This window comes from Coleofasciculus chthonoplastes PCC 7420 (genome assembly GCF_000155555.1).
Taxonomy (GTDB): domain Bacteria; phylum Cyanobacteriota; class Cyanobacteriia; order Cyanobacteriales; family Coleofasciculaceae; genus Coleofasciculus; species Coleofasciculus chthonoplastes_A.
In genome coordinates, this window is record NZ_DS989844.1 from 41,816 (window position 1) to 55,809 (window position 13,994).

The following is a 13,994-nucleotide window of genomic DNA, read 5'->3' on the forward strand; positions in this document are numbered from 1 at the left end:
ATTGGTCTTACTCAGCGTCTCTGGTTGAAATCCAACCTTTATCTCCGACAAGTGGGAGAACCCGCGCAGTTGCCCTGATTCCCAAGGCAGAAAAACTTTTTGTTTACACAAAAGTGTTCAGATTCCCGACCCTAGCCAGCTTGGTTTTCGCTGTTATTTTCTATACGGGAATCCTTTCAAAGGATTTTACCATCTTACTGAACAAGTTAAGATGTAACTTGAGTATTTCAGGTGATGGGCGGATGGCTTGTGTTTTAGCCATAGAAACCAGTTGTGACGAAACCGCCGTGGCGGTGGTGCACGATCGCACTTGTTGCAGTAATGTTGTGGCATCTCAGATTCCGGTGCATCAGCCTTATGGCGGGATTGTGCCGGAAGTGGCGTCGCGATCGCATTTGGAGATGATCAATACCGCGATCGCTCAAGCTTTAACCGAAGCGAATCTGGGTTGGGAGGCGATTGATGGCATCGCGGCAACTTGTGCGCCCGGTTTGGTGGGTTCCCTGTTGATGGGGTTAACGGCGGCGAAAACGCTGGCTATGGTTCATAATAAGCCGTTTCTGGGAGTGCATCACTTAGAAGGGCATATTTACGCCACCTATCTGATTGAACCCGAACTCGCACCCCCATTTTTGTGTTTGTTGGTGTCTGGGGGTCATACCAGTTTAATTTATGTTAAGGACTGTGGCGTCTATGAAATGTTGGGTTCAACTCGTGATGATGCGGCGGGTGAGGCTTTTGATAAGGTAGCGCGATTGTTACACCTGGGTTATCCTGGGGGACCTGCGATTGATCGGTTAGCCAAGGAAGGGAATTCTCACGCCTTTAAGTTACCAGAAGGAAGGGTATCGCGTCCCAGTGGCGGATATCATCCTTATGATTCCAGTTTTAGTGGGTTGAAGACGGCTGTCTTACGGTTAGTGCAAAAATTAGAGCAAGAAGGGGATGAATTACCAGTGGCTGATCTGGCGGCTTCGTTCCAGGAAACCGTCGCGCGATCGCTCACCAAACGGGCGGTGAATTGCGCGATCGATTATGGGTTAACTACAATTGCTGTCGGGGGTGGTGTTGCAGCAAATAGTGGCTTGAGACAGCACCTACAAGCGGCGGCGTCAGCTCACAATTTGCGCGTTCTTTTCCCACCGATTAAATATTGTACCGATAATGCTGCCATGATTGGTTGTGCGGCGGCGGATCATCTGAATCGGGGACATACCTCTCCTTTAACCATTGGTGTACAGTCACGGCTACCGATTACCAAGGTGATGGAATTTTACCCACAGTCAACAGGCGATCGCTAAATCGTTAAGAGTTGACGAATTTGATCAGCCATGGTTTGGCTCGCGCTATCCGCCGTTACCAGTTCGATTTGTTCGGCGCTACTCGCCCCTAATCCTAATTCTACGGCTCGTTGAATCTGCTCTAACTGCCAAATTGAACCCTCAGAAACAGCGTCCGTGGTGCCAAGCGATCGCAAGATGGCAATGGCGACTGCATCAACCGCCACGCGATCGGTTCCCGCCAGCATTACCCCAGCTTTTACCTTCTTTCCAGAGGCGGGTCCACCATTGACAAAAGCGTCTACCCCATCTAATAGAATCAGCGCTGGTTTGTAGGCTTGGTTAATTTCAGCAATCATGATTCGTTGGTGAGGGGAAGAATGTAAATCCTGCATATAATTGAACGAGTCACCTGGCACATATTTGGCAACCATCCCCACTGAATTCTTCAGCGATAGGGTAAAATGACCGCCAAAACGATGAGTTTTCAAGCAACAGGTATTCACAATTGCCCCTGCATCTAAAATGGGACGAGCAAAGGCAAACCCTTTTTGCCAGTGGGTTCCATCGGCGGAAATGTACTGCCATTGATCCGCATCCATCTCATCAAAAACAATCGTTTCCAAGCCATAGCGATCAGCCAATTGAAACACCTGTTTTTGTTCCATGGCTTGACGAGTATTTGCCATCCCGGAGCGATCGCCTATGGTAATTCCTTGGCTTCCAGCAGTCTGTAACTCTTGCACCAACGCCTCTAGGAGTTGAGTATCTGTAGCGGCTGGGGCGGGATCTCCGGTGTTATAGTTGGGCTTAAGGAAGACAGTGCGATCGGAAAGTCCTTCGGGTTGTAGCAAATCCAGTGCTTTTTGAGTTCCTGCTACTCGGTCATCAGTACGCACCAGAACCACTTTACTCACATTACCGGATGGAGACTGGGCGATGGGGGTGGGTGTGGTGGTGGGAACGGTTGCATCAACGGCTGCATCAGGTGTTGGCGAGGTGGAATTCCCGCTTCTGCAAGCCGCAGGTAGAATCGATGTTCCCGCAGCGAGTGCGGCTAAACGCAAAACGCGGCGTCGTTTGTATTTGCGAGTGGAGTGATTGGGTTGCATGGTGGCTTGAGTTCAAAAACAACAGTTCTGAATTAAATTGGCTCAGTGCTAAAACTTGTTGATATCTTGTACCATTTTAAATCAGTAAACCCCTCACCCCCAGCCCCTCTCCCACTCAGGGGAGAGGGGAGCAAGAACGGTGTTAAGCTGTTCGGCATTTAAACCTTAATGTCAATAATGGCGAAAGCCTTGTAGTGCGAGCATCTTGCTCGCTACTAATACCCAATTTAAATGCATGACAGCTTACAGCAGATTGCAGGTAAATGAAGTACACCTACATAATGATACTAATTGATTAGGGAAAAATACTGTAACTTACGAACTTACAGGGAAAAAGGTGCGTTACGCTTCGCTAACACACCCTACACATAGAGTCTTTGCGTAAGTCCTATAGACTACATACAGACAATGATTGCGCCCAAAAGCAAGCCGATACAATTTTGTATTTCATCAACGTGAAAAGCGCTGTAAAAGACGCTGTATATCAAAGGTTTATCTGACTACATTTTTTATCATTAATTACTCCGGTTCCCCTTCTCCCATGAAACAAAAGCGAAGCATCCTCTGTCATCCCCCCTCTTGTAGGGGGGAACGAGGGGGGTCCGGAGTTGGGGTTAGGGGATGAGGGTGAAATGAGCTGTCATGCATTTAAATTGGCAATGGGTAGCGAGCAAGATGCTCAATGTAGCGAGCAAGATGCTCGCACTACGGCAAGAATTTCGCCATTATTGACATGAAGGTTTAAATGCCGAACAGTTTAGACCACAGATGATGATTACGCTGAAAAGCAAGCCGATACAATTTTGTATTTCATAAACGTGAAAAGCACTGTAAAAGACGCTGTATATCAAAGGTTTATCTGACTACATTTTTTATCATTAATTACTCCGGTTCCCCTTCTCCCGTGCCACAAAAGCGAAGCATCCTCTGTCCTCCCTCCTCTTGTAGGGGGGAACGAGGGGGTCCGGAGAAGGGGTTAGGGGATGAGGGTGAAATGCTACAAAACATCAGATCACAAATCGGGTTCAATTCCTGCGGCTCGCAATTGTGCAGCTAATCGCTCGGCTCTTTGACGTTCTTGGTCTAATTGAGATTGAACCTGTTGGGCTTGTTCATGACCCGTTAACAATAAATTACCTTCAGAATCCCACCAACGTAACCAGGGTAATTCTGTATTTTGATATCGACCTTGCCAAATTCCCAATTCAACACCTAACGGTAAAATGGGATAATGACCCTGTTCATTTGCCGTTACTAATTGATATTGACCTGCAACTAAACAATAAACCTCAACACTGGCGCGGTTCACTTCATAAATGCCGTAATACGCTGGACGAATTATCCGTTCATATATCCAGAATTTTCCCGGTTTTTCTGCTCCCGGTTCTTGAGTTCGGGATAAAGGAGTATTATCTCGTTCCTGTGAGCCATCTCCTGAGACAAATTCTAAAACAATCAGGGGTGGAATTAATTCTTGCCACAATACATAAGACCGCCGTATTTGACCATTTAACGTAGGCGGTACATTGGGGACATAAAACCAGTCCGGTGCTTCGGCTCCTTTTTCGGGTGGGTCAGTTAAACGCCAGTAAATCCCGCAATCTTGACCAATACAATATTGCCCATCTGGATGATATTGTTGCAGTATGGATGTGATGGAATCGGTTAAAAGAATGCTTTGGGGATGCTCCTGAAAGTTGTTCCCAAATGTGCCATCAGATTCTGGTAATTGAGTATGGTCAGGTAGGGTTTTGGGAAAGGTTGGTGGGTTGGCTGTAGAACTCATCGGAACCTGGGGATAACAGCTCTAACTGTATCTTAGTTTTAACGGCTGAGTTTCTCACCGGAATATTGAACCCAAAAGCCATCCTAATCCAAGTCCTAACCAAGATGTTCCCAGCAAAATTAGAAAGGTGTGAAACTTGCTGAAGGATTCTTGTAACTTCTTCCCAGCCATAGGCAAAACCATAACCCCAGCACAAGCCAAAGCCAAAGCTACAGCAATAAACCCAGTTCTATCTCCAGCCAAATTTAAAGCCAAAACCATAGCTACATAAACAGCTCCAGCTACAGCGCCCCCAACCACAGACATATTCCAAACTACATCCTTAGCCACAGTCCAAGCCACAATTCCAGACACAATCCCAGCCACAACTAAAGAGACAAACCCAGCCTCAGTCAATACCAATAAAATGCCCATTAACAAGTAGCCTCCTGATATTACTACCAGCCGAACCCAGGGAAGAGTCTTTGCTTTTCCTGAAATTACTGTTCTAAAACGTTTTCCAGAATTATTATGGGTTGAACGATTAACAAAATTTCGCCCATAAACTGGAGCATCGAAAGATGGAATGACTACTTTTGTAACTTCCAGTAATTTCAACCACGCCTGCATCGACTGTGGACGGTTTTTGGCTTCCAATTCCATTCCTTTAAGAATAGCTTGATTAACGTGATCGCTAATACCTGAAATAATGTGCTGAGGAGGAATCAAGAGGGTATTATAAAGCCTGCGATCTAAAGATTTTGTTGGACGTTGACCTGTCACCGCATAATATAGAGTTGCTGCTAAACAGTAAACATCTACATTTGGCTCTCGACTACCAAGATGTATCTGTTCATAGGGAGCAAATCCCCAGTTCCCAGCATTACCTGTTGAACTCTGAGTAGAGGGAAACAATTCCTTCGCAATACCAAAGTCAATCAAAACGGCATTACCGTTGCTATGCAAAATAATATTTCCCGGATGGGCATCTCTATGCACCAACCGTGCCTGATGCACCACGATTAAAGCTTCTCCAACTTGGCGAATACACTCTACTGCCTGGGCTTCTGGTATTGCACCCAGCCGTTTGACGACTTGAAACAAATTTTCTCCTGGCACAAAATCCATGACCAGACAGTGGTTATCCTCATCTTTAAATGAGTCACGTACTCTAACAATATGAGGATGAGGCTTGCTGGATAGCCGTGCTAATCGTTGTCCTTCCTTGATAAATCGATCCACATATTTTTCATAGTCTGGGTCATGTTTTAGATACTCGTTAGGCATCTTAATCACAACTATTTCGGGCTTGCTGCACAAGACCGAAACCCTTAACCATCAATGCTTTGATCCGTATTTACAGTTGACTTGGTGCTCATGAATCTGGTAAAATTGCTCAAAATCCTTGCATCATGATCAGGTAGATGTACCGAAAAGTTGAGAACGCCCCCAGGGAAGCCGAAGATTTTGAACTACCATTTGAAGGAAAGTTATCACAGGATAACCGCTGGGTAATCATGGCTTCTTTAGTACCTTGGGAGGAATTTGAAGAAGAATATGCCCAAAATTTTTCTGCGGAAATGGGAGCGCCAGCGCTACCATTTAGGGTAGCACTGGGTTCATTAATAATCAAAGAAAAACTAGGAATAAGTGATAGAGAGACAGTCGAACAAATCAAAGAAAACCCTTACTTACAATACTTTATAGGTCAAAGGCATTACAGCAGCGAAGCTCCTTATGACTCATCACTATTGGCCAGATTCCGGGAAAGGATAAATGTGAATCTAGTCAACCGAATAAATGAGAAAATGGTGAAGAAAAGTCAATCAGAGACGGATGAAGAAGCTAAAAAAAAAGTGCCGAAATCCAAAGTCAAGAAAGAAGAGAGTCAGCCAATAAAGGACAACTAATAGTTGATGCAAGCTGTGTGCCAGGAGATATAAGTTATCCCAATGATTTGGGGATATTAAATAAAGCTAGGGTCAAAACCGAAAAAATAATAGACAGTCTATATGAACCCCTGAAGGATCAACTAAATAAAAAACCAAAAACTTATAGAAATAGAGCCAGAAAGAATTACTTAAAAGTAGCAAAGAAAAAGAGACAAACAAGAAAAGAAATAAGAAAAGCAATAAAAAAACAACTGCAATACATAAAGAGAAACTTGGGGAGTATAGACGCGCTAGTTAAGGCAGGGTCTAGTCTTGGGGCATTGAGTCGTACTGAATATAAGAGCCTGTTGGTAGTTAGCGAAATCTATCGTCAGCAAGAATGGATGTACAATAATAAAGTTCATAGAATTGAGCATAGAATAGTAAATGTGAGTCAAGCCCATATCCGTCCAATAGTTAGAGGCAAAGCGGGAGTTGCCGTAGAATTTGGAGCTAAAATATCGGCAAGTGTAAGAGATGGATACGTATTTTTAGACCGTATCAGTTGGGATAACTTTAATGAATCTGTCGATTTAAAAGCTCAAATAGAAGCTTATTATAACTACACAGGATTCTATCCAGAATCCGTTCATGTAGATAAAATCTATCGCAGTCGAGCCAATCGATCCTTCTGTAAAGAAAAAGGAATTAGAATCAGTGGCCCTCCCTTAGGAAGACCGAAAGCCAATGTCAGTCAAGAATTAAAGAAACAAGCTCAAGAAGACGAGAGAATTCGCAATAATATTGAAGGAAAATTTGGCATATCAAAACGTAGATATAGCCTAAGTCGCGTCATGGCTAAACTACCTCATACGTCCGAAACAGCTATTGCCATTACTTTCCTCGTCATGAATCTGTCTGCCCTGCTCAGGCAGGTTTTTTGTCTTTTTTATATATATTCCACAATCAAGTCTTTTTCGGCGTCAATTCATTATTAAACCTTATAATTAAGCGAATCGTTAACAACAATAACTTAAGTTCGCTGTCGTATTATATAACTACTTAATCCATCAGTTGTGTTTCTTCGACTTATTCAGCAGACCCTAAATTACAAGTCCTCCACCCGTCACCCCTTGGCACGATTCGTCACTATAGAGACAGTCGCCTTGCTGTTTAACCTGTCTCCCGACGAGATTTATCGCATCGAATGCTGGCAGCATATTGTTTATGTTCACGGTAAAGGGTTGAGCCGATTCGTCAGCTACGCCGACTTTCCACCAATCCTGGAAGCCGAACCCCCCACCCCTCAAGATATGGTGCGTTGGCACAAGCGCTGGAAATCTGCAATTGCCCCTGAATTTTGGACAACATTCTATGGATACCAGTTCAACCGAGCAACGAGTGAATCCCAGTTGCTAGCGTGGGGGCAATTCGTTGCCACTGTCAAAGGGTTGCTATCAACAGCCGCCTTGCAACACCTGCGCCAACGGTATCAGTTAGAACAATATTGGTGGCGTCACTTTTGACGGCTGAATCTGGCTCAACTTAAAGAGAACCCAACCATGATAGATCAACGTGCGATCGCGTCAACTTTAACCATTCCTCCCCTGGAAAACGGCGATAAACTCACCCGCATCGAATTTGAGCGCCGCTACCATGCTATGCCCCAGGTGAAAAAATTTACATAACAAACTTAACGTTTACCGCCGTAATCAGGTACAAGAGTATTTAGTGTGGCGAGTGTACGATCAGCAATTCGATTGGTTTAGATTACAAGAGGGTGAGTATATCCAGCTAGAACCCAATGAAAATGGTATTATTTGTAGTGAAACCTTTCCTGGCTTGTGGTTACAAGAATCCGCCTTACTTGCTGGAGATTTAGCCAAGGTATTGGAGATTGTCCAACAGGGAATAGCCACAGCAGAACATCAGATGTTTGTTGAGTCCTTATCGAGGGAGTAATCATGGGACGAAAAGCGAAACTCAAACAACTTCGACGCCAAAGCCAAGGACAAAAACAGTCGCCAACGTCAACACAACCAACCGACTTTGAGTCAACCCAATTTGTGCAACAACTTCAAGGTGAAGGCTATAAGCTTGATCAAGCGCAGCATTCTCCAGACGTGCCATTGCCAAAGCCGTTAAAAAAACCCAATCCCCAGTTATAACTATTTACAGCCAAACTGTAGGGTGCGTTAGCGAAGCATAACGCACCAATCAATCCTTAACATAGCAGTATCAAGACCGATTAAAATCTAAAGGGGACTTACAGAGTAAGCTGTGCCGTTTCCAGCCAATCAAAAATTCGGTCTAATTGCTCCAATGAAATGAGTCCATATTGCCACAAAGTCATTGGTAATAAATTAGGACTCTCTTCCTGATGGCGTAAGGCTAAGGAAATCGCTGACGATGGAATCGCCAAATCCTCTCGTAAAAAGTGAATAAACTTGTCAAGTGCTGCGGATTTCATTGTCTTGGGTGTGGGATACTGGAGATGGTTAGTAGTAAGGTACACTTAACGGGGATCAAAAAACCTCACCCATTAGAGTTATTCTAGTGCCGCATGATAGTACCGTAGAGTGGGCATTACCCACCAGTCTTAAGTCAATACCATTGCCTTAACTTCCATACAACCGTTCACCTGTTCCCGGCAGCAGTGTCAGCATTCTCGGATTAATACGCTCTCCCACAGTGACTTCAATATCACCATCCCATTCCTCAATCGAGAGAACCTTATTATTGGCTCCTTCATAATCAAAATAGCGACAACGTTCTGCTGTGCGGTGCAACGTTGTTCCTGTGCGCGTCATGTCCGCCACACCAGATTCTACACAGCGATAGATTTCACCGCCAAAGGTTAGCTGCTTGGGAGGTTCTCCACTCATCTCTAACTGCTGCGTTGGCTCTAATAATGCCACTTCTACTCGGTCATCTTCATCCACAGAAAGCCAACAAATACGCTCTCCATCTTGCAGTAAATACTCGTACCAAGCATAGTCGCCAACATTGTAAGTCAGTTTTCCCTCCACTACCCAATCTGTCCCCATGTACTGGACAATATCACCAACTTCCAGAGTAAAAACGGTACGTTCTTCTAGGGGTAAACGCCCACGTTCACCGAGTCCTGATAACTGTCCCCGTTGCTGAAGAACGAGCAAAACAACAGCCGTAGCAATAATTACAATAATTCCAATCCAAACAAATACCATTAGCTAACTTATGACTGACTACTTATGGAGAAGGGCAGGTTTTGTTGAACCGTTATCGGTTAGTTAGGGCGGGTGCAAGTTGTTCAGTTATTTCACCAATAGCTTACTGTAGTTCCTAAACCCGCCCCTACACGACAAAGGGCAGGTTTTGTTGAACCGTTATCGGTTAGCTAGGGCGGGTGCAAGTTGTTCAGTTATTTCACCAATAGCTGACTGTAGTTCCTAAACCCGCCCCTACAATTGACTAATGATTAATAGGCTGTCCAGCGGGGGTCAGATTGATACCGCACAATCACGGGATGAGAGAGGCGATTTACCTCCACATTTCCTAATTGGACATCCCCAGGCAACTCAAATAAATGATGCAAAATCGGTTCAGTCAGATAGCGCGTTGACACCGATAATGTCAGCCTATCCGCTTGAATCGATTGCCGCGACGCTAAAACAAAACCCCAGGGTCCAAAACTGGGAACGTCCACCACATAAGGATGAGTTGATAATCCCACATCCGATAGGGTTGCCACAATACAGCTTAGAACATCTGGGGCAAAAAAAGGACTCGAGGCTTGAGTGACAAAAACGCCATTCTCTGCCAATCGCGGTAACAGACGCTGGTAAAACCCTTCTGCATACAGCTTGGCAAGCACTTCGCGGTCAGGATCAGGAAAATCGGCGATAATTACATCAAAAGTGTCATTTAAGGCGGGTGCTGTAACAAAAGCATCGGCGTTAATCACCTGAACACGCGGATCAGTTAACGCCCCTTCATTTAACCGCACCAACTGGGGATGAGACTGGGCTAACTTGACAACTTCCGCATCTAACTCAATCAGCACCACTTGTTCCACATCTCGCCACTTTAGCACTTCCCGCAGCGCCATCCCATCTCCTGCACCCATAACTAGCACATGACGCCTGTTCTGACTCGCACTCATTGCCGGATGTACTAATGCTTCATGGTAGCGGTATTCATCCAAGGTAGAGAGTTGTAAATCCCCATCCAAGAACAATCGCAAATCTTGTCCCCGGCGCGTCAAGACAATCCGTTGATAGGGGGATTGAATCCGGGTAATTACGGGGGCTTGATACAAGGTATTTTCCAGGCGATTACTGATGGGAATCGCCGCAGGTGCGGATAATGTCAGAATAATGCCTAAACTTAAGCCCAGATATCCCCAACGGCGCAACCGAGGAAACTGCTGTCCAATAGCAAACACCATAAAGGCGGGTAATGCGCCCAGTACAAAAGCGGCGGGAAATAAGCCGATTAACGGTAATAGCAATACGGGAAACAGCAACGAACCCAACAACGCCCCGACATAATCCAGCGCTAAAACCCCAGCCAGCGCCTCCCGCACTCCCTCCTCCAATTCCAGCACTCGCGTCAGCAGGGGGACTTCTAAACCCGCCAAAATGCCCAGTAATATAGTGACCAGGAATAATCCCAACCAGAGGAAACCATTAACCACAAATAGAGCAAATAGTCCTAAGGGTAATAATGCCGTCAGGGGAGCCATTAGCAGTTCAACCTGAACAAATGCCACCAGGAGTTGGCGTTGTTGGAGCCAAGGAGGGGACTTGGACGCAATAAACTGACTTAAGTAAGAGCCAATCCCCATGGCGGCTAAAAAGCCCCCGATAGCTACTCCAAAAGACAGCGCTTGATTCCCCACTAAATAGCTAGCTAGGGTTCCCAGTAAAAGTTCAACCGCTAATCCACAGCTAGAGGAAACCGCCGCCGCCGCTAAAAGTAGCCGACGTTGCAGCCGATTTAATGATGAAACCGGGGGTTGAGTGACGGGTTCAACATTCGAGTTGTCTGTTGAGACTCCCTGATGTGCCATGAATTTTTAGTGAGTTTTCGTTATGAATGTGTCCTTATTTGTCAAGGAACAGGGGGTATAGAACAGGGGGGATAAGGGAGGGCGGGTTTTGAACAAAGGTTATCGTCAACAGCGCCACAACATTCCCTAAACCCGCCCCTACAGACGTGTTATGGCATGTCTATAGACTAAAAAACGTCCCCAATCCCTATTTTCCTGCACTCGGACCGCCGCCACGAAATCCGCCATAAGACGACCGATTGGGTAAAAGAATCCATGTTCCGCCGCGATAACCGCCCGATAATCCTGTTCCATGTCGGGGCCAATAGTTATCCTGTTTCTCGGATCGTAGGACGAGGGCAGAACGCTGTGTATATCCGGCTGTAATTGTCAAGAGGGCGATCGCGATCGCAGCCCCGGCAAAAATTTTAGTTAACATCGGTTAAACTCCTAGGATGAACAGAGTTTTGAGTTCTCTACTCAGACAATGAACGAGTGCTTGATCAGGGGTGTTTATCTTGGGGATGATCGGATAAAGGAGACGGGCTAATATGGACAACTTCCACAGGAAACAGAGTGCGGTTGCGATCGCGTACAGTCAGTTTGGTCTGATCCACGGGTGCATCTGGTATCACATCCACATGAAACCCGTAGGAACTGCGAGGGTCTAAGATGAAAAAACATTGGAGTTGATGCCTCTTGGTATCTTCTGTTCCCAAGATGAAATGCATAGGTAAAGTATGGGCATAAATTTGTTCCCCATAGGAATCATTAATCACCAGACGTGCGTTTAGCTGTCGCGGTGAGGTTTCGTCAGCTTTAACATTGATCTTGACCCGCACGAGCTGATCAGCCCCTCCCACCGTAGCGCGTCCACTGGGATCACTATCTTGAATAGTTTTCGCGATCGCGGTTTTCCCTGACACGGGTGTGGCAAGAATGGCGATAAGTCCCAGAATTGTTGAACCGATTAAACCTGACCACAAATAGCGGGTATCTACAACTCCATTTTCAACTGTCACCTTAAATTCCACGGGTTGTTGGAGTTCTTGTCCAGAGGTGTTACCATACTCCAACACGGCAATTGCCACGGTTATTTGCTCATTTTTCTTTGCCTGAACGTCGAGTCCTCCCTGCAAATCCGATTCCGACCAACTCCCTGACTCTCCATCCTCGTACCACGTCCCCGACTCACTCCAGGCTTCCTTCATCGCAGAGGCGATCACGTCTCCATTTTGATCAAGAATTTGAATTTCGTAGATCACCCAGGTATTGCTTGGCAGCAATGCTCTCACATCAATCCGCAACGCGCCAATAAGTTGAGGTTCGAGTTGAGTCGATTCCAGTTGCACCGATTCCTCTGGTTCAACGGATACCGTCTCCGATACCAGCTTTCTATAGAAGAACTGAGACCCCATCAATGCCAGTAGCACCAACCCTGATGCTCCCAAAGCTATATAAGACCAGGGATCGATAAAACGACTGGTTCGCTGAGTGTGGATAGTGACTGGCATTGGCTTGAAGTTCAAATTAAATCTTCTCGGTAACTGAAACACATCGTCTCAGTACCATCGCTCTAATTCTGTTCAATTCGAGAAACTGTCTATCGAATTAAACAGTATTAGTACAATTTTATCGTTATAAATGATTACCGAACCCGAATCCGGATTCCCGAAGAACGATCAATCACCTCTGAGCCTCGGATGCGGACTCTACCTGACCGAACTCGGCGTCTGGTAGACCGGGGTGTATCAATAATTACAGGATCAACCAGGACAGAATCGGAAATAGTCGAATCGATAATCGTGGGGTTAATTAGTGTAGAATCACGAATGGTTCCCCGAATCGGCTCTTTATATCGATAATCGTCGCGATCGCGATAATTACGATAGGATGAACCTCCTGAGGAAAAAGAACAAGGTCGTCCTGTGACTGGATTAACTGGCACTGGTGCTGGAATTGGACTACCGTAAATCACCGAAGAACAGCGCGATGACTGAATCGGTCTAGCCTCTACAGCGCTATCCCCTACTATCGTCCAAACCACTCCCACGGTTAAAGGCGTGAGCATAATGTTCAGCCAACGGTGTTGCAGGAGAGAAAATTTCAGCATTATTTCACCTCAAAATATGTTATATAGCGAGTCAGCGATTTAGTGAAGCGCAAAATTTGATCCCTTATCCGGCAATTCTATTTCCTTATCAGTGTACCTATCCAAGCTGAATACGGATGTCAGTCCAACCTTACGCGAATATCAGGTTCACCCATTAGTTCCTTAGCGCTTTAATTCCGGCAGGTTTTCATGTAATTTCAATATACAACCCAAAAGCCAGATACAACTTCATCCAATGGCACTAACTTAGTGTCTCGATAATGATGTCAAGTTTTTGACCAATGACCAATGACCAATGACAAAGAACAGTTCCGCGTCGAATACCAAACCGGAAAAGCTACCTTTGAGCGGGGTGACTATCGCGCTGCGGTGAAGCATCTCGAAAAAGCCTGCACCTTGATCAACCGCAATTCTCGCGTCGGGGGAGAGGCGCAAATGTGGCTAGTTACAGCTTATGAAGCCGCCGGACAACAAACGGAAGCGATCGCGTTAGGTCAGCAACTGACAAAGCATCCTGACCTGGATATTCGCAAACAGTCTACTAGCTTACTCTACATCCTCCAAGCCCCCCAACTCAAGCGACCCGAGGAATGGATGACCAAGATTCCCGATTTAGGTGCTATTTCTGAAAGTGATCCTAGAGATCGCCGGGGTAGTGGGGTGACTAGAAGCAATCCCAGTTTGAAAAAGCAAATTGAACCGGAAGCGATCGATCTGAGTACGGTTAATACCAAAGATAATCAATTTATCTGGGTGGCTCTGGTTTTTATTGCTGCATTAGTGGGTGGACTCTTATGGTGGGGAATTTAACCTTAAAACTG

The 13,994-nt window shown here is 45.6% G+C and carries 15 protein-coding genes and 1 pseudogene; 7 read left to right on the forward strand and 9 right to left on the reverse strand.

All coding sequences use genetic code 11. From position 1 onward, the window contains the following. Positions 1 to 242: 242 nt before the first annotated feature. A complete protein-coding gene (tsaD, locus tag MC7420_RS05905; protein WP_044205605.1) occupies positions 243 to 1,301 on the forward strand; it encodes a tRNA (adenosine(37)-N6)-threonylcarbamoyltransferase complex transferase subunit TsaD in 1,059 nt (352 codons plus the stop codon). Here the strand turns inward: tsaD and MC7420_RS05910 are convergent. The 3 genes from MC7420_RS05910 to MC7420_RS05920 all read right to left on the reverse strand — a co-directional run bounded on the left by MC7420_RS05910 (position 1,298) and on the right by MC7420_RS05920 (position 5,444). Further along, positions 1,298 to 2,392, reverse strand: a complete 1,095-nt coding sequence (locus MC7420_RS05910; RefSeq protein WP_006099500.1) for a DUF362 domain-containing protein — start codon at positions 2,390 to 2,392, stop codon at positions 1,298 to 1,300. The two genes, tsaD and MC7420_RS05910, sit on opposite strands and share 4 nt — an antisense overlap. A gap of 1,012 nt (positions 2,393 to 3,404) precedes the next feature. Then, entirely contained in the window at positions 3,405 to 4,178 is a 774-nt protein-coding gene (locus MC7420_RS05915) for a Uma2 family endonuclease (protein ID WP_006099271.1), read from the reverse strand. 54 nt (positions 4,179 to 4,232) lie between these two features. Continuing rightward, complete coding sequence (locus MC7420_RS05920) at positions 4,233 to 5,444, reverse strand: serine/threonine protein kinase (RefSeq protein WP_006099525.1); 1,212 nt, start codon at positions 5,442 to 5,444, stop codon at positions 4,233 to 4,235. Between the two features lie 137 nt (positions 5,445 to 5,581). Here MC7420_RS05920 and MC7420_RS05930 point away from each other — a divergent pair. The 5 genes and pseudogenes from MC7420_RS05930 to MC7420_RS05945 all read left to right on the forward strand — a co-directional run bounded on the left by MC7420_RS05930 (position 5,582) and on the right by MC7420_RS05945 (position 8,196). After that, positions 5,582 to 7,026 (forward strand): IS5-like element ISMich1 family transposase gene (locus tag MC7420_RS05930; RefSeq protein ID WP_390434657.1). Its coding sequence is split into 2 segments (ribosomal slippage): positions 5,582 to 6,022 and positions 6,025 to 7,026, totalling 1,443 coding nucleotides; the frame shifts between segments, so codons are not numbered across the junction. 78 nt (positions 7,027 to 7,104) lie between these two features. Further along, positions 7,105 to 7,554, forward strand: a complete 450-nt coding sequence (locus MC7420_RS05935; protein WP_044205409.1) for a hypothetical protein — start codon at positions 7,105 to 7,107, stop codon at positions 7,552 to 7,554. 36 nt (positions 7,555 to 7,590) lie between these two features. Continuing rightward, positions 7,591 to 7,716, forward strand: coding sequence for a hypothetical protein (locus MC7420_RS44290; protein WP_006099493.1), 126 nt, complete (start codon positions 7,591 to 7,593; stop codon positions 7,714 to 7,716). After that, positions 7,706 to 7,990: pseudogene (locus tag MC7420_RS36110) on the forward strand (Uma2 family endonuclease); the annotation flags it as partial. The gene MC7420_RS44290 and the pseudogene MC7420_RS36110, both read left to right, overlap by 11 nt. Before the next feature lie 2 nt (positions 7,991 to 7,992). Further along, positions 7,993 to 8,196 carry a hypothetical protein gene (locus MC7420_RS05945; RefSeq protein ID WP_006099191.1) on the forward strand — a complete coding sequence of 68 codons (204 nt, stop codon included), beginning with the start codon at positions 7,993 to 7,995 and terminating at the stop codon, positions 8,194 to 8,196. 98 nt (positions 8,197 to 8,294) lie between these two features. Here the strand turns inward: MC7420_RS05945 and MC7420_RS05950 are convergent, their stop codons facing one another. The 6 genes from MC7420_RS05950 to MC7420_RS34925 all read right to left on the reverse strand — a co-directional run bounded on the left by MC7420_RS05950 (position 8,295) and on the right by MC7420_RS34925 (position 13,173). Beyond that, positions 8,295 to 8,498, reverse strand: a complete 204-nt coding sequence (locus MC7420_RS05950; protein WP_006099179.1) for a DUF2949 domain-containing protein — start codon at positions 8,496 to 8,498, stop codon at positions 8,295 to 8,297. A gap of 148 nt (positions 8,499 to 8,646) precedes the next feature. Next, the gene (locus MC7420_RS05955) at positions 8,647 to 9,237 is read right to left on the reverse strand and encodes a DUF4178 domain-containing protein (RefSeq protein ID WP_006099450.1); all 591 of its coding nucleotides are present in this window, start codon (positions 9,235 to 9,237) and stop codon (positions 8,647 to 8,649) included. A 251-nt stretch (positions 9,238 to 9,488) separates the two neighbouring features. Further along, complete coding sequence (locus MC7420_RS05960) at positions 9,489 to 11,081, reverse strand: polyamine aminopropyltransferase (protein ID WP_006099283.1); 1,593 nt, start codon at positions 11,079 to 11,081, stop codon at positions 9,489 to 9,491. Between the two features lie 187 nt (positions 11,082 to 11,268). Then, on the reverse strand, positions 11,269 to 11,499 hold the full coding sequence (locus tag MC7420_RS05965; protein WP_006099261.1) for a hypothetical protein: 231 nt from the start codon (positions 11,497 to 11,499) through the stop codon (positions 11,269 to 11,271). A gap of 64 nt (positions 11,500 to 11,563) precedes the next feature. Further along, on the reverse strand, positions 11,564 to 12,574 hold the full coding sequence (locus MC7420_RS05970) for a hypothetical protein (RefSeq protein WP_006099240.1): 1,011 nt from the start codon (positions 12,572 to 12,574) through the stop codon (positions 11,564 to 11,566). Between the two features lie 134 nt (positions 12,575 to 12,708). Then, complete coding sequence (locus MC7420_RS34925) at positions 12,709 to 13,173, reverse strand: hypothetical protein (RefSeq protein WP_006099414.1); 465 nt, start codon at positions 13,171 to 13,173, stop codon at positions 12,709 to 12,711. 288 nt (positions 13,174 to 13,461) lie between these two features. Here MC7420_RS34925 and MC7420_RS05980 point away from each other — a divergent pair, with 288 nt between their 5' ends. After that, the gene (locus tag MC7420_RS05980; protein WP_006099521.1) at positions 13,462 to 13,983 is read left to right on the forward strand and encodes a hypothetical protein; all 522 of its coding nucleotides are present in this window, start codon (positions 13,462 to 13,464) and stop codon (positions 13,981 to 13,983) included. Positions 13,984 to 13,994: the final 11 nt, after the last annotated feature.